Origin of the sequence: Citrobacter farmeri, assembly GCF_019048065.1 — a bacterium.
Lineage (GTDB): Bacteria > Pseudomonadota > Gammaproteobacteria > Enterobacterales > Enterobacteriaceae > Citrobacter_A > Citrobacter_A farmeri.
Genome location: NZ_CP077291.1, coordinates 486,771 through 503,161, shown reverse-complemented (window position 1 = coordinate 503,161; position 16,391 = coordinate 486,771). Strand labels below are relative to the sequence as shown.

12 protein-coding genes and 3 tRNA genes are annotated in these 16,391 nt (G+C 55.1%); 4 read left to right on the top strand and 11 right to left on the bottom strand.

Annotation, left to right across the window (positions count from 1 at the left end; translation table 11 throughout):
* Positions 1-152: 152 nt before the first annotated feature.
* The 7 genes from hflX to nnr all read right to left on the bottom strand — a co-directional run bounded on the left by hflX (position 153) and on the right by nnr (position 8,043).
* Entirely contained in the window at positions 153-1,433 is a 1,281-nt protein-coding gene (gene hflX / locus I6L53_RS02335) for a ribosome rescue GTPase HflX (RefSeq protein ID WP_042321426.1), read from the bottom strand.
* A 74-nt stretch (positions 1,434-1,507) separates the two neighbouring features.
* Positions 1,508-1,816 carry an RNA chaperone Hfq gene (gene hfq, locus I6L53_RS02330; protein ID WP_042321423.1) on the bottom strand — a complete coding sequence of 103 codons (309 nt, stop codon included), beginning with the start codon at positions 1,814-1,816 and terminating at the stop codon, positions 1,508-1,510.
* Between the two features lie 83 nt (positions 1,817-1,899).
* Entirely contained in the window at positions 1,900-2,850 is a 951-nt protein-coding gene (gene miaA, locus I6L53_RS02325; protein WP_042321421.1) for a tRNA (adenosine(37)-N6)-dimethylallyltransferase MiaA, read from the bottom strand.
* Positions 2,843-4,705, bottom strand: coding sequence for a DNA mismatch repair endonuclease MutL (mutL, locus tag I6L53_RS02320; RefSeq protein WP_042321416.1), 1,863 nt, complete (start codon positions 4,703-4,705; stop codon positions 2,843-2,845). Before mutL ends, miaA begins: the two co-directional genes overlap by 8 nt.
* A gap of 9 nt (positions 4,706-4,714) precedes the next feature.
* Complete coding sequence (gene amiB, locus I6L53_RS02315) at positions 4,715-6,046, bottom strand: N-acetylmuramoyl-L-alanine amidase AmiB (protein ID WP_042321413.1); 1,332 nt, start codon at positions 6,044-6,046, stop codon at positions 4,715-4,717.
* Positions 6,047-6,062: 16 nt separating this feature from the next.
* The gene (tsaE, locus tag I6L53_RS02310) at positions 6,063-6,524 is read right to left on the bottom strand and encodes a tRNA (adenosine(37)-N6)-threonylcarbamoyltransferase complex ATPase subunit type 1 TsaE (protein ID WP_042321409.1); all 462 of its coding nucleotides are present in this window, start codon (positions 6,522-6,524) and stop codon (positions 6,063-6,065) included.
* Entirely contained in the window at positions 6,496-8,043 is a 1,548-nt protein-coding gene (gene nnr / locus I6L53_RS02305; protein WP_072015725.1) for a bifunctional ADP-dependent NAD(P)H-hydrate dehydratase/NAD(P)H-hydrate epimerase, read from the bottom strand. The genes tsaE and nnr overlap by 29 nt, the downstream gene beginning before the upstream one ends.
* Between nnr and queG the strand changes: the two genes are divergently transcribed.
* Complete coding sequence (gene queG, locus I6L53_RS02300; protein ID WP_042321506.1) at positions 8,042-9,181, top strand: tRNA epoxyqueuosine(34) reductase QueG; 1,140 nt, start codon at positions 8,042-8,044, stop codon at positions 9,179-9,181. The two genes, nnr and queG, sit on opposite strands and share 2 nt — an antisense overlap.
* 270 nt (positions 9,182-9,451) lie before the next feature.
* Here queG and I6L53_RS02295 read toward each other — a convergent pair.
* The 4 genes from I6L53_RS02295 to orn all read right to left on the bottom strand — a co-directional run bounded on the left by I6L53_RS02295 (position 9,452) and on the right by orn (position 10,739).
* Positions 9,452-9,527, bottom strand: a tRNA-Gly gene (locus I6L53_RS02295).
* 164 nt (positions 9,528-9,691) lie between these two features.
* Positions 9,692-9,767 (bottom strand) — tRNA-Gly (locus I6L53_RS02290).
* Between the two features lie 164 nt (positions 9,768-9,931).
* A tRNA-Gly gene (locus I6L53_RS02285) sits at positions 9,932-10,007 on the bottom strand.
* Between the two features lie 186 nt (positions 10,008-10,193).
* The gene (orn, locus tag I6L53_RS02280; RefSeq protein WP_042321402.1) at positions 10,194-10,739 is read right to left on the bottom strand and encodes an oligoribonuclease; all 546 of its coding nucleotides are present in this window, start codon (positions 10,737-10,739) and stop codon (positions 10,194-10,196) included.
* Between the two features lie 106 nt (positions 10,740-10,845).
* Here orn and rsgA point away from each other — a divergent pair, with 106 nt between their 5' ends.
* From rsgA to mscM, 3 genes are all read left to right on the top strand, one after another.
* Positions 10,846-11,898 (top strand): small ribosomal subunit biogenesis GTPase RsgA, encoded by a 1,053-nt coding sequence (rsgA, locus tag I6L53_RS02275; RefSeq protein WP_174349126.1) that lies wholly within the window; start codon positions 10,846-10,848, stop codon positions 11,896-11,898.
* Positions 11,899-11,993: 95 nt separating this feature from the next.
* On the top strand, positions 11,994-12,962 hold the full coding sequence (asd, locus tag I6L53_RS02270; RefSeq protein WP_042321395.1) for an archaetidylserine decarboxylase: 969 nt from the start codon (positions 11,994-11,996) through the stop codon (positions 12,960-12,962).
* Between the two features lie 67 nt (positions 12,963-13,029).
* Positions 13,030-16,356 carry a miniconductance mechanosensitive channel MscM gene (gene mscM, locus I6L53_RS02265; RefSeq protein ID WP_042321392.1) on the top strand — a complete coding sequence of 1,109 codons (3,327 nt, stop codon included), beginning with the start codon at positions 13,030-13,032 and terminating at the stop codon, positions 16,354-16,356.
* Positions 16,357-16,391 lie beyond the last annotated feature (35 nt).

The window sequence follows — 16,391 nt, the reverse complement described above, 5'->3', positions numbered from 1 at the left end:
TGTCTTTTGCGCTGTAGGTACGTTGGCTACGTCCCTCAACTCCAGTCGCATAGTTAACTATGCTCTTGAGGCTTTCGGGATTTGCCGCCCTCCTGCCGCACGATATCCACATGGTACAGAGGCGAAAAAATCTTCAGGCCATATCCGTCAGGTCAGACAACATAGTCTTCCAATGCCGGTTCTTGTTTACAGAGGCGACGCCAGTCAACGATCGGCAGGCGAACTTGCAGACTTACGCTACCGTCATCCTCCATCCACTCTTTTTCTATTGCCTGAAGCTGATAAAAACGGCTTCTCAGACGCCCTTCCTGCGGTGGCAAGCGCAACGTATGCTGCGCCACCTCGCCAGAAAGTCGTTCCGTCAAAGCCTGAAAAAGCTGTGGTATCCCAACCCCTGTCTGTGCGGAAAGCCAGACACGGATCGGTTTGTTCTCTTCATCCCGGTCGATACGCGGTTCAAAGTCATCCAGCATATCGATCTTGTTCATCACCATCAGGGACGGGATCTCGTGAGCATCGATCTCTTCGAGAACCGTATCCACTGCGTCGATGTTTTCCTGCACGCGCACATCCGCCGCATCAACAACATGCAGCAACAGCGTCGCCTGACGCGTTTCCTGGAGGGTCGCTTTAAACGCCGCCACCAGATCGTGCGGAAGATGACGGATAAACCCTACGGTATCCGCCAGCACGGTTTCCCCAACATCCGCCACGTCAATACGCCGTAGCGTCGGATCCAGGGTCGCAAACAGTTGATCTGCCGCATAGACCCTGGCTTCGGTTATCTGGTTGAAAAGGGTAGATTTTCCGGCGTTGGTATATCCCACCAGCGAGACGGTTGGGACATCCGCCTTAATGCGCGACTGTCGCCCCTGCTCACGTTGCTTTTCAACTTTTTCCAGGCGCGACTGGATCTGCAATATACGGTTTCGCAATAAACGACGGTCGGTTTCGAGTTGGGTTTCACCCGGACCGCGCAAACCAATCCCGCCTTTCTGTCTTTCGAGGTGGGTCCAGCCACGGACAAGACGCGTAGCCAGATGGCGCAACTGCGCCAGTTCAACCTGCAATTTACCCTCATGGGTACGTGCACGCTGCGCAAAAATATCTAAAATAAGGCCGGTGCGATCGATAACACGACACTCACACAGGCGCTCCAGGTTACGCTCCTGGGCCGGGCTCAATGCATGATCAAATAATACGACGGCAGCGCCTGTCGCTTTTACGGCTTCCGCAATTTCAACGGCTTTACCTTCACCAACAAAGTACTTCGGGTGCGGTGCTTTACGGCTACCGGTAATCACCTGCATTGCTTCGACACCGGCGGAAGAGACCAGAGACTCAAACTCCTGGAGATCTTCCATATCTTTGTCTTGCGAAAAATAGATGTGTACCAGTACCGCCTGCTCACCGGCGTCATAACGGTCAAACAAGCGTCAACCCCTCGATATAGATCAGCGGGGAACGCAGAAATTCTGGCTCCCCGTGTGTAAAACAGCCAAAAACCTTATTCGGTTTCTTCGCTGTCCTGTTGCGCTGCAGAACCCTGCGCGCTGCTACCGTGATGATAGTTACTGCTGGTACCGCCACCGGCATTGTTACTATGATGAGAAACCGGGCGAGACGGGACAACAGTAGAAATCGCGTGCTTATAAACCATCTGGCTGACCGTGTTTTTCAACAGGATCACAAACTGATCAAAAGACTCGATTTGACCTTGCAGCTTAATACCATTCACCAAATAAATAGAAACTGGAACACGTTCCCGACGCAGTGCGTTCAGGAACGGATCTTGTAAAGATTGCCCCTTAGCCATTCTCTCTTTTCCTTATATGCTTATTTGTACTTTGAATCTTTCGATTCTGAAAATTGCGCACGATACGCCTTAATTGTACACATTCAGTTCGCGATAGCACCAACAACCTGTAATACTTCGTTCCGCGCCTGTTCAGGTTTCTCACTGTCAAGCCAGTGCACCCCTTCCCAACCGCGCAACCAGGTTACCTGCCGCTTTGCCAACTGCCTCGTGGCGCAAACACCTCTATAAACCATTTCCTCGTATGATATTTCGCCTTCAAGGTATGACCACATCTGGCGGTATCCCACACAACGAATGGAAGGCAAATCCGTATGCAAATCTCCACGGGCAAAAAGCGCCCGAACTTCTGCTTCAAATCCTGAAGCCAACATCTGATGAAAACGCTGCTCGATGCGTTGATGCAACAGCTCACGGCTCGCTGGGGCGATAGCAAACTGATGCACCTGGTACGGTAAAGCATCACCTGACGTTTGCGTCAGTTCCGTTAAAGTTTTACCCGAAATGAAAAAAACTTCCAGTGCCCGGGAAAGTCTTTGCGGATCATTTGGATGAATACGCGCAGCAGCAACCGGATCGATTGTCTGCAACTGCTGATGCAATGCATCCCACCCAAGCTCAGCCGCCTGATGCTCAATTCTGGCCCTGACCTGGGGATCTGCCGACGGTAACGGCGAAAGACCTTCCAGCAACGCCTTGAAATACAACATCGTACCACCCACCAACAGCGGAATACGCCCCGCTGCAGTGATCTCGCGCATCTCCTCCAGCGCATCACGGCGGAAATCCGCGGCAGAATACGCTTGCGACGGATCGCGAATATCCAGCAATCGGTGCGGCGCCGCCTTTAACTCTTCAGCGTCCGGCTTCGCCGTCCCGATATCCATCCCTTTGTAAATAAGGGCGGAATCGACGCTTATCAACTCTACTGGCAAAACTTTACGCAATTCAATCGCTAGCGCCGTTTTGCCCGAGGCCGTTGGCCCCATCAAAAAAATTGCCTTTGGCAGGCTCGCCTTACTGATATCACTCATGTTTCAGGGCATTCATCGCCGTATGTAAATCAACAGGTTGTAACAGACCACCCGGCGGCGCCTTCACGAGCTGCGGGCAAAGCCGCTCCACATCAGCCAACAGAGTAATGGCCTGAGCCATTGTCCACTGCGCATGCTCACTCATCAGGTTACGCGCAATCCACTGCGCCAGATTGCCAGGTTCAAGCGCTGACTGCTGCGTCAGGTAGCCTATCAGTTCAGGAATCAAGATTTGTAAATTTTGTTGGCGTAAGGGTAAAGGCACCGCCCGAATGGTCACATGCTGGGCATCTGCCTGAAATTCAATCCCCAATTCCACCAGCGCGGACTGCGCCTTTTCCAGCGAGGCCTTTTCATCCGCAGAAACCTTTAGCCGCAGCGGGATCAACAATGGCTGAGCGCAGGCCTGTCCCTCTCCAGGGGTGAGCTGAGCCTGACGCAGCCAGCGTTCTGCAACGGACAGCGCCAGCAGATAAATATTCCCCTCTCGTTCCAACAGCGCGCAGTCGTTGCCCACAATGGTGAGCACGCGACCAAAGCTTTGACTGTGTCCCGCCAGCGCTGATACCGCCGGTTCCGCCGCTGGCGACTTTGTCGCAGGTGTCGGCGTTTGCAGGAGCTGACGATACACCTCGCCCTGCTGTTTCTGGTAGCCCGGTTGAGCATGCGGCCAGCTTGCCGCGGTCGGGCGCGGAGCGCTACTGCCCGCTGACGGTGCGGAAGCATAGCGCGGTGCCGTCGGTTCGCGCGCCTGCGCCGGCTCAGCAAAATGGTTACGCCCCGCGGCCACACGGTTTTCTGGAACGTGTCGGGGCGCGGGTTCCCCTTCTGCTTCCAGCGGTAATGGCGATTCAAGCTGCTGTTGCAGTACGCTCAGCACCCCCTGGTAGATAAAGTCATGTACCAGGCGCGACTGATGAAAACGCACTTCGTGCTTGGCCGGATGCACGTTGACATCCACCTGATGCGGATCAATCTCGAGGTACAGCACAAACGCGGGCTGCTGATCGGCCCCCAACTTATCTTCACACGCCTGACGAATCGCGTGGTTGATCAGCCTGTCACGCATCATACGTCCGTTAACGTAGCAGTACTGAATTTCCGCCAGCGTCGTCGTAGTGTGATTGGGATCGGCGACCCAGCCGCGTAAGGTCAGATCGCCATGCTGCCACTCAATCGCCAACGCCTGCTCAAGAAACGGCGTCCCGCAAATGGCACCCAGCCGACGCTCTTGCGGCCCATCTTTCGCCACCGCACGGTACTGGCGTACCATTTTGCCGTTGTGCGATAAATTGATCGTCACATCAAAACGCGCCAGCGCAATGCGTCGAATGATCTCGTCAATATGGTTGAATTCGGTTTTCTCGGTGCGCATAAACTTGCGCCGGGCGGGGGTGTTATAGAACAGATCGAGCACTTCCAGCGTTGTCCCCACCGGATGCGCGGCCGGTTTGACCGTCACATCCATATCGCGACCTTCCGCGTAGGCTTGCCAGGCTTCCTGTTGGTCTTCAGTGCGCGACGTGAGCGTCAGGCGAGACACCGAACTGATACTCGCCAGCGCTTCGCCGCGAAAACCGAGGCTGATGATGGCTTCCAGATCGTCAAGCGACGCAATTTTACTGGTGGCGTGACGCGCCAGCGCCAGCGCCAGCTCGTCTTTTTTGATCCCACAGCCATTATCACGGATGCGGATCAGCTTCGCGCCGCCGCGCTCGATATCAATATCGATCCGCGTCGCCCCGGCATCAAGGCTGTTTTCCACCAGCTCTTTGACCACCGATGCAGGTCGTTCAACCACCTCACCTGCGGCAATCTGGTTCGCCAGTTGTGGCGGTAACACCTGAATCGGCATGCAAATTCCTTAGTTGATCAACGACTCACCCGGCGTCGCGGCGCTCGCGGTTTGCGCCGCACTTCCCTGCGGGGCCGACTGCATCGGATGCGCCTGGAAGTAGTTACGCAGTCCTTTATAAATCGCGTCGGCCAGCTGCTGCTGATACTCATCGCTCGCCAACAGACGTTCTTCACTGTGATTACTGATAAAGCCGGTCTCCACCAGCACTGACGGAATATCCGGCGAGCGCAGAACGCCCAGGCTGGCATGCTCAGGACGCCGTTTGTGCAGTGAGCCAATCCGTTCGAGCTGGCCTAACATATTGGTTGCCACATCATACCCCACGCGTTGGGAATGACCGAACTGCAAATCCAGCACCGCCTGACTTAAGTAAGGATCGGACTGGCTGTTTGCCAGCACATCACCCGCACCGCCCAGCAGCTCTGACTGTTTTTCATGTTCTTCCAGCCAGTTCGCCATTTCGCTGTTGGCACGCCGGTTCGACAGCACCCATACGGAGGCGCCGGTGGCGCTACGGTTAGGCGCGGCATCGGCGTGGATCGACACCAGGAAGTTGGCGTTTTGCTTACGCGCCACGTCGGAGCGCCCCATCACGGAGATAAAATAATCCCCGTCACGGGTTAATACGCCTTTAAACATGGGATCGTCATTGAGTAACGTACGCAGTTTACGCGCCACCGCGATGGTGACATTTTTCTCTCGCGTGCCACCGGGGCCGATCGCACCGGGATCCTGTCCACCGTGTCCGGCATCAATGGCGATCACCACTTTATCACCACTGCTGGATGTCGCCCTGGCGGCAGGACGCGTCACCGTATTGCTACTGGTCACGGCGGTGGTTCGATCGTTATTGGTTTTGAACGGATTGCGCGCAGGCTCAGTTGGACGCGGCGTCACCACAGGCGTCTCCACGCGTTTAGCAACCACAGGTGCAGGAGGGGGTGGCGGTGGCGTATCGGCGTTAATGGTAAAGACCACCGTGTAATTTCCGCCATTCTGCCGTTTTACCGCCTCGGTTTTCCCGTTTTCGGTTAAATCCACCATCAGGCGTAGCGACTGCGGATCTTTCGCCGTACCGGAACGAATCGTCTTCACCAGGTTGTTACCGCTAAACATCAGCGGAAGCCCCTGAATGACACCCGTTTGCTTAATATCCAACGCAACGGTCCGTTTCCCTTCATGGGAAAAGGCATAATCGGGATCGCCAATAAAGCTGAGCGTAATGCGCGCCTGCCGATCGCCGTTGGAGACCTGTATATCGGAGAGGCTGGCTGCCCCGGCCTGCGCGCACAGCAGAACCAGCATGGCCACCAACCCATTTCTGATGCGATAAATCATCCCGCCACCTTTAAGGTTAACCGGCTAAACGCGCCAGCAACGAATCACCTGAGGAGGAGACAGCACTGATGCGCGCCTCACGACCTTGCGCCTGGTAATCTATGTGTATTTCGACATCCGGGTCCGGGAGTACACCTTTACCCTGTTGTGGCCATTCCACCAGGCAAATGGCATCGTTGGCAAAATAATCGCGGATCCCCATAAATTCGAGCTCCTCGGGATCGGCAAGACGATAAAGATCAAAGTGATAGACCATCAGGTTATCGAGAGAATAGGGTTCGACCAGCGTATAAGTTGGACTTTTTACATTACCGGAATGGCCTAACGCCTGTAGGAATCCCCGACTGAAGGTGGTTTTACCCGCACCTAAATCACCGTAGAGATAGATCACGGTCGCGCCATTGCAGGCATTGGCTACCCGTTGTCCCAGGTCTAATGTTGCCTGTTCGTCAGGTAGCGGAATTACTCGATTCATCATGATAAACGTCAATCACATCAGGGTTAACAATACGCTGTAGCGTGGAAAAAAGGTCGGTTGCCAACATGCCGCGCATACCTGCACTTGCCGCCAGAACATCTGCCGCCGCACCGTGGGCCACGCAGCCAGCACAGGCTGCATCATACGGGGTAAACTTCTGTCCAAGCAATGCGCCAATAATACCGGAGAGCACATCGCCCATGCCGCCGCTGGCCATACCCGCGTTCCCGACATCGACAATTCCCAATGCCTCCGGTTGTGCGGCAACCACCGTTCCCGCCCCTTTCAACACCGCAACGCCTCCGTAACGTTTTACCAGACGCTGTGCAGAATGTAAGCGATCGCTTTCAATTTCTGCGACAGAACACCCCAGTAACCGCGCGGCTTCTCCCGGATGCGGTGTGATGACGCGATTGTGACGTTTATCGGGGTTGATTGCCAGCAGGTTCAACGCATCCGCATCCCAGACCATCGGTTTACGGAAATTCTCGACTTTTTGCAGCGCTTTTTTGCCCCATTCCGTCTGCCCAAGCCCCGGACCAATGATGATGACATCCGCCCATTCAAGGCCTTCATCAAGGGACTGCGACGTCAGTTCATGCACCATCAGCTCAGGACGGGCGGTCAATAGTGGGGCAATGTTCTCGCTGCGCGTCAGTACGCGCACCAGCCCTGCCCCAGCCCGCAGCGCCGCTTCGCCGGCCAACCGAATCGCTCCCGCCGTACCGTGATCGCCGCCGATCACCACCACCCGGCCGTGATCGCCTTTATGTGACGTTGCGCGGCGCGGAGAAAGCCAGTGCGCAAGTTGCGAGGCGTCGAAGCGCTGAATCGGCGCATCCTGACCTGCCAGCCAGTCGTCGAGTCCCAGCGAATTAAAATGGATGCGCCCGGTGACATCACGGGCTTTTCCCGTCAGCAGGCCCGGTTTCAGTACGATAAAGGTGACCGTACGTTCGGCCCTGATGACAGCACCAGGGGTCGCGCCCGTTTGTGCCAGCAGCCCGGAAGGAATGTCTATCGAGACAACAGGCGCAGGGTGGGCGTTTGCCCGTTCGATTAACGTAGACAGCGGTTCGCGCGGAGCCTGAGTTAGCCCGGTCCCCAACAGCGCATCAATGATCAAATCGATATTGTCCGGCCAGGCGATCGCCGGGGAATGAATAACGCCTCCCGCATTCAGCCAGGCCTCTCGCGCCTGTGCGGCTTCCTCGGGAAGCGGTTTGTCGCTCTCCTGTGCGATCAAAGTGACCAGAATCCCCGCCGCCTTCGCCAGCCTCGCGACCACATAACCATCGCCACCGTTATTACCGTGACCGCAGAGCACCAGCCAGCGCCGGGCGTAAGGCCGGGATTCACGCGCCACGTCAAACACCGCTTCACCCGCCCGCAGCATCAGTTCGAACAGCGTGAGCCCCAGGGCGTCGGCGGCTTCTCGCTCCAGCCGTTTGATGTCATCGGCGGGCCAGATGGAGTGTGGTATACTGATGGGGTTTTTCTTCATTGTATGGTCCGTCATGTCTGAGCCCCTCGATCTCAATCAGTTAGCGCAAAAAATTAAGCAGTGGGGGCTGGAACTGGGCTTTCAGCAGGTCGGTATTACCGATACAGACCTGAGCGAGTCCGAACCCAAACTGCAGGCATGGCTGGACAAACAATACCACGGCGAAATGGACTGGATGGCGCGCCATGGCATGATGCGCGCGCGTCCCCATGAACTGTTGCCCGGCACACTTCGCGTCATCAGCGTGCGCATGAACTATCTTCCCGCCCACGCCGCGTTTGCCAGTACGCTGAAAAACCCCACACAGGGTTACATCAGTCGCTATGCCCTGGGCCGCGACTACCATAAGCTTTTACGTAACCGCCTTAAAAAGCTGGGCGAGATGATTCAGCAGCATTGTGTCTCGCTGAATTTTAGACCTTTTGTCGACTCTGCGCCCATACTTGAGCGCCCGCTGGCGGAAAAAGCCGGTCTTGGATGGACAGGTAAGCACTCACTCATCCTGAACCGCGAAGCCGGATCGTTTTTCTTTCTCGGTGAATTACTGATTGATTTACCCCTGCCGGTTGACGCTCCCGTGGCAGAAGGATGCGGGAAATGCGTCGCCTGCATCACCACCTGCCCGACCGGTGCGATTGTCGCCCCTTACACAGTGGATGCGCGTCGCTGCATCTCCTACCTCACCATCGAACTGGAAGGCGCGATCCCTGAAGCCCTGCGGCCACTCATGGGCAATCGGATCTACGGTTGCGATGACTGCCAGTTGATCTGTCCGTGGAACCGTTATTCACAGCTGACAAGCGAAGACGACTTCAGCCCGCGCAAGGCACTTCACGCCCCCGAGTTGCTTGAACTGTTCGCCTGGAATGAAGCAACGTTTTTAAAAATTACGGAAGGATCGGCTATTCGTCGTATTGGTCATCTGCGCTGGCTGCGTAATATTGCGGTAGCCCTCGGCAATGCCCCCTGGAGTGACGCCGTCCTTTCCGCGCTGGAAAGTCGCCGGGGTGAGCACCCACTTCTTGATGAGCATATTGAATGGGCTGTCGCGCAGCAAATCGCGAAACGAAACGCCTGCGTGGTTGACGTGCAATCGCCAAAACAAAGACGACTGGTCAACGCGATCGAGAAGGGACTTCCGAGGGACGCCTGAATCTTCCACAGGCTGTGAATAAAAATAAAAACACATTGCTATTCAAGAACGAGAAAATCGTCAAGTGATCGTATTAACAATTTGAAATCTTAATTTTAGCTTTTATTTCAGATAGTTATAGAGAAACTATTCACCTGGCGAAGTATCTGAATATTTCGTAGAAAAATCTCAAGCTGTGGATAACTCTGTTCACAAGAGTATGACAAAGGAAAAACAAAAACATCCCCAATACAGAAATGTACTGTGGTTGATTTTCTGGAGATAAGAATTTGGAGCGGGAAACGAGACTCGAACTCGCGACCCCGACCTTGGCAAGGTCGTGCTCTACCAACTGAGCTATTCCCGCTTAATCTTTGTCTTTCGAACCGCTACTGCGCTGGTGGCTTTCAAGCATCGTAGTCACTTACTTTTGTAAGCTCCCGGGGATGCATTCTCTTACCGCCTTGTCGCCATTCGAAATCCTGCGATTGGGTGTGTCTGTGCTTAACAAGCATAAGCACTTTCAAATTTTGGAGCGGGAAACGAGACTCGAACTCGCGACCCCGACCTTGGCAAGGTCGTGCTCTACCAACTGAGCTATTCCCGCTTAATCTTTGTCTTTCGAACCGCTACTACGCTGGTGGCTTTCAAGCATCGTAGTCACTTACTTTTGTAAGCTCCCGGGGATGCAATCTCTTGCCACCTTGTCGCCATTCGAAATCCTGCGATTGGGTGTGTCTGTGCTTAACAAACATAAGCACTTTCAAATTTTGGAGCGGGAAACGAGACTCGAACTCGCGACCCCGACCTTGGCAAGGTCGTGCTCTACCAACTGAGCTATTCCCGCAAATTTCTTGCTGCCGTAACGTGTAATTCTCTGTCGTTACGGGAGGCGCATTATACGAGAAATCTTCCCGCCTGCAACCCCTCTAAAAGCGATTTTTATGAAATCAGGTTCAAGTGATTAATTAAGCAGCAGGCTGCACAATTTAGCGACAAAAACCCGACAGTGCAAGCCTGTCGGGTAGCAAACTTACAACTTTATAAAGTTCTCACGGTAATAAGCCAGTTCCGCCACCGACTCACGGATATCGTCCATCGCCTTGTGTGTTCCCTCCTTGCTCAAACCGTCCAGAATTTCGGGTTTCCAGCGACGCGCCAGCTCTTTCAACGTGCTCACATCCAGATAGCGGTAATGGAAATACGCTTCCAGTTCCGGCATGTACTTAAACAAAAAGCGGCGATCCTGCCCAATACTGTTCCCGCAGATCGGTGACTTACCCACCGGCACCCACTCTTTCAGAAATTCAAGTGTCGCCAGTTCCGCTTCGCGATCGCCCATCGTGCTCGCCTTCACACGTTCCACCAGCCCACTGCCGGTATGGGTACGCACGTTCCAGTCATCCATCAACGCCAGTTGTTCATCGGACTGATGAACAGCGATGGTGGGCCCTTCTGCCAGAATATTCAGGTTGGCATCGGTGACCAGCGTAGCGATTTCAATTATGCGATCGCGCTCGGGATCCAGACCGGTCATTTCAAGATCAATCCAAATCAGGTTGTTTTCATTGGCACTCATGCTATTTTCCACCCCTCATGCGTCACATTCAGTGTGACTACTCTCATCCAGAATTGTGTGTATCATAGATGTTTTGCCCAACATGGGCGACCAGGAGCCAGTACGATTGAGTAAAAATAAACTCTCCAAAGGCCAACAGCGCCGCGTGAACGCTAATCACCAGCGTCGTCTTAAAACGTCTAAGGAGAAGCCAGACTACGATGACAACCTGTTTGGCGAGACCGCTGAAGGTATCGTCATTAGCCGTTTTGGCATGCATGCCGACGTCGAATCTGCCGACGGTGAAATTCATCGCTGCAACATTCGTCGGACAATCCGCTCACTGGTGACCGGTGACCGCGTGGTCTGGCGTCCCGGCAAAACGGCGGCGGAAGGGGTCAACGTCAAAGGAATCGTCGAGGCGGTGCATGAACGTACCTCGGTACTGACGCGCCCGGACTTTTATGATGGCGTAAAACCCATTGCCGCCAACATCGACCAGATTGTTATTGTCTCCGCGATCTTACCGGAGCTGTCACTCAATATTATCGACAGGTATCTGGTGGCCTGTGAGACATTGCAGGTTGAGCCGATCATCGTACTCAACAAAATCGATCTGCTGGATGACGAAAGCATGGCTTTTGTGAATGAACAGATGGATATCTATCGTCATATTGGCTATCGCGTGCTGATGGTCTCCAGCCATACTCAGGATGGCCTTAAACCGTTGGAAGACGCTTTAACCGGGCGTATCAGCATCTTTGCCGGCCAGTCCGGCGTCGGTAAATCCAGCCTGCTCAACGCGCTGCTGGGGCTGCAAGAAGCCATTTTGACCAACGATGTTTCCGACAACTCCGGTCTGGGACAGCACACCACTACCGCAGCCCGTCTCTATCACTTCCCGCATGGCGGCGACGTCATTGATTCCCCAGGCGTACGTGAGTTCGGTCTGTGGCACCTCGAGCCGGAACAAATCACCCACGGCTTTGTCGAATTTCATGACTATCTGGGACGGTGTAAATATCGTGACTGTAAGCACGACGCTGACCCTGGCTGCGCCATCCGCGCCGCCGTAGAGGACGGGAAAATTGCGGAAACCCGTTTCGAAAATTATCACCGTATCCTTGAAAGTATGTCGCAGGTAAAAACGCGTAAAAACTTTTCTGATACCGATGACTGACAACTAAGCTAAGCATCGCTAGAATCGTCCCCTTTTTTCAGGATCCGTTGCGAACGCCGGATCAGGAACGATAAAACAATGGCCTGGAGGCTACCTTGTTAAACTCATTTAAACTTTCGCTACAATACATTCTGCCGAAACTATGGCTCACTCGCCTGGCGGGCTGGGGCGCGAGCAAACGAGCGGGATGGCTGACTAAACTGGTTATCGATCTGTTCGTGAAGTACTACAAGGTCGATATGAAAGAAGCGCAGAAGCCGGATACCGCCAGCTACCGCTCATTCAATGATTTCTTTGTCCGCCCACTGCGTGACGACGTTCGCCCGCTAAATACCGATCCAAACGTACTCGTCATGCCGGCTGACGGCGTGATCAGCCAGCTAGGCGCTATCGAAGAAGATAAGATCCTGCAGGCCAAAGGCCACAACTACAGTCTGGAAGCCCTGCTGGCAGGCAACTACCTGATGGCGGATCTTTTCCGCAACGGTTCGTTTGTGACCACCTATCTGTCACCGCGCGACTACCACCGCGTACATATGCCGTGCAACGGTATTCTGCGTGAGATGATCTATGTTCCGGGCGATCTGTTCTCGGTCAACCATCTGACCGCCCAGAACGTCCCGAACCTGTTTGCCCGGAATGAGCGAGTTATCTGCCTGTTCGATACGGAGTTTGGCCCAATGGCGCAAATTCTGGTCGGTGCTACGATTGTTGGCAGTATCGAAACGGTCTGGGCGGGGACCATCACGCCGCCGCGCGAGGGCGTGATCAAACGCTGGACCTGGCCTGCGGGCGACAGCGAAGGCTCGGTTGCCCTGCTGAAAGGTCAGGAAATGGGCCGCTTCAAGCTGGGTTCCACCGTTATCAACCTGTTTGCACCGGGCAAAGTGAATCTGGTCGAGCAGCTTGAAAGTCTCTCCGTGACCAAAATTGGTCAGCCGTTGGCGGTATCTACCGAAACGTTTGTGATGCCAGATGCTAAACCGGCGCCGTTACCGGAAGAAGAGATTAACGCCGAGCACGACGCCAGTCCGCTGGTTGACGATAAGAAAGACGAAACTTAATACATACATAGCATCATGTAAGAAGCATCAAGGCCGCTTAAATGATGACGTGTAGAGGGAAGCTGCTGTGCGCCTGATTATAACGTTTCTGATGGCCTGGTGCCTCAGCCTGGGGGCGTATGCTGCAACCGCCCCCGACGCCAAACAAATCACCCAGGAACTGGAGCAGGCAAAATCCGCAAAGCCTGCCCAGCCCGATGTCGTCGAAGCCCTTCAGTCTGCGTTGAACGCGCTTGATGAACGTAAAGGTTCACTCGAGCGCACTCAGCAATATCAGCAGGTTATCGATAATTTCCCGAAAATGTCCGCCAGCCTGCGCGCGCAGTTAACCAACCTGCGCGATGAACCCCGCAGCGTTTCGCCAGGCATGACGACCGATGCGCTGAATCAGGAAATTCTTCAGGTTAGCAGTCAATTGCTGGAAAAAAGCCGTCAGGCCCAGCAGGAGCAAGAGCGCGCCCGTGAGATTGCCGACTCGCTGAGCCAGCTTCCTCAGCAGCAAACCGACGCCCGCCGGCAGCTCAACGAAATCGAACGCCGCATTGGCAGCGCCACCGGAAACACCCCGCTCAATCAGGCGCAAAATTTCAGCATGCAGGCAGAATCCGCCCGCCTGAAAGCGCAGGTTGATGAACTGGAGCTGGCGCAGCTTTCGGCCAACAATCGTCAGGAACTGGCGCGTCTGCGCTCCGAACTGGCGGAAAAACAGAGCCAGCAACTGGATGCGTATTTACAGGCCCTGCGCAATCAGCTCAACAGCCAGCGCCAGCGTGAAGCCGAGCGGGCACTGGAAAGCACCGAGCTCCTGGCTGAGAACAGCGCCGATTTACCGCCGGATATTGTTGCCCAGTTTAAAGTGAACCGGGAACTGTCAGCCGCGCTGAATCAACAGGCGCAGCGCATGGATCTCGTTGCCTCTCAGCAACGTCAGGCCACCAGCCAGACTCAACAGGTACGTCAGGCATTAACGACACTGCGTGAACAGTCGCAGTGGTTAGGCTCGTCAAACCTGTTGGGCGAAGCATTACGTGCTCAGGTCGCGCGTCTGCCGGAAATGCCCAAACCCCAGCAGTTGGATACTGAAATGGCGCAACTGCGCGTCCAGCGTCTGCGCTATGAAGATCAGCTCAACAAACAGCCTCAGTTGCGTCAGCTCCATCAGGCGGACGGGCAACCACTCACTGCGGAACAAAACCGTATTCTTGAGGCGCAGCTGCGCACCCAACGGGAACTGCTGAATTCGCTGTTACAGGGTGGCGATACGCTGATCCTCGAGCTGACCAAACTGAAAGTGTCCAATAGCCAGCTTGAAGATGCGCTGAAAGAGGTGAATGAAGCAACTCACCGCTATCTGTTCTGGACCTCTGACGTTCGCCCGATGTCTTTCTCCTGGCCGATAGATATCGTTCAGGATCTCCGTCGTTTGATCTCACTCGACACCTTCAGCCAGTTAGGCCAGGCTAGCGTGATGATGCTGACCAGCAGGGATACCTTGTTGCCTCTGTTTGGCGCGTTGATTCTGGTCGGTTTTAGCATTTACTCACGTCGCCACTTCACCCGTTTTCTGGAACGTTCTGCCGCCAGAGTGGGCAAAGTGACGCAGGACCACTTCTGGCTCACGCTGCGTACCGTGTTCTGGTCGATACTGGTGGCCTCGCCGCTGCCGGTACTCTGGATGACGCTGGGATATGGATTGCGCGAGGCCTGGCCTTATCCTCTTGCCGTTGCGATAGGCGATGGCGTCACGGCGACGGTGCCGCTGCTGTGGGTGGTGATGATTTGCGCGGCGTTTGCCCGGCCAAATGGCCTGTTTATCGCTCACTTCGGCTGGCCGCGCGAACGCGTGTCGCGTGCGATGCGTTATTACCTGATGAGTATTGGGCTGATTGTGCCGCTGATCATGGCGCTCATTATGTTCGATAACCTGAACGATCGGGAGTTCTCCGGCTCGCTCGGCCGCCTGTGCTTTATTCTGATTTGCGGCGCGCTGGCGCTGGTCACTCTGAGCCTGAAAAAGGCCGGTATACCGCTCTATCTCGATAAAGAGGGCAGCGGCGACAACATTGTTAACAGCATGCTGTGGAACCTGATGATCGGCGCGCCGGTGGTGGCAATACTGGCGGCTGCCGTAGGTTATCTGGCGACGTCGCAGGCCCTGCTGGCGCGCCTGGAAACCTCCGTCGCCATCTGGTTCCTGCTGCTGGTGATTTACCACGTCATTCGCCGCTGGATGCTCATTCAGCGCCGCAGACTGGCCTTTGACCGCGCCAAGCACCGCCGCGCGGAAATGCTGGCTCAGCGTGCTCGTGGCGAAGAAGAACCGGCCCATTCAACCAGCCTCGAAGGGACCATCGACGTTGACGAGAGCGAAGTCGACCTTGACGCCATCAGCGCCCAGTCGCTCCGTCTGGTACGCTCCATCCTGATGCTCATCGCCCTGCTGTCGGTTATTGTGCTGTGGTCGGAAATTCATTCCGCCTTCGGCTTCCTCGAGAACATCTCGCTGTGGGACGTTACCTCCACGGTACAGGGGGTCGAAAGTTTAGAACCCATTACGCTGGGTGCGGTGCTGATTGCCATTCTGGTGTTTATCATCACCACCCAACTGGTGCGTAATCTGCCTGCGCTTCTCGAACTGGCGTTGCTGCAACACCTCGACCTCACGCCGGGTACGGGCTACGCCATTACCACCATCACCAAGTACCTGCTGATGCTGATTGGTGGTCTGGTGGGCTTCTCAATGATTGGGATTGAGTGGGCAAAACTGCAATGGCTGGTGGCGGCACTCGGTGTGGGCCTTGGCTTTGGCTTGCAGGAAATCTTCGCCAACTTTATCTCCGGCCTGATCATCCTGTTTGAAAAACCGATTCGTATTGGCGATACGGTGACTATTCGCGATCTGACCGGCAGCGTAACGAAGATCAATACCCGCGCGACCACGATCAGCGACTGGGATCGCAAAGAGATCATCGTACCGAACAAAGCGTTTATCACCGAGCAGTTCATCAACTGGTCGCTGTCCGATTCCGTGACGCGCGTGGTGCTGACCATTCCGGCGCCGTCCGATGTGAACAGTGAGGAGGTGACGCAGATCCTGCTCACCGCCGCGCACCGCTGCTCACTGGTGATCGACAACCCGGCACCGGAAGTCTTCCTGGTGGATCTGCAACAGGGGATCCAGATCTTTGAACTGCGTATCTACGCCGCCGAAATGGGTCACCGTATGCCGCTGCGCCACGAAATCCACCAGCTGATTCTGGCGGGCTTCCGCGAGCACGGTATCGATATGCCGTTCCCACCGTTCCAGATGCGTCTTGAAAGCCTCAACGGCAGACAGACAGGGAAAACGCTCAGTTCTGCCGGCAGAAGAAGTCGCCCGGCGGGGAGTTTGTAAGGCGGATCAGAAGCCTTCACTTGTAGAGGGAGGCT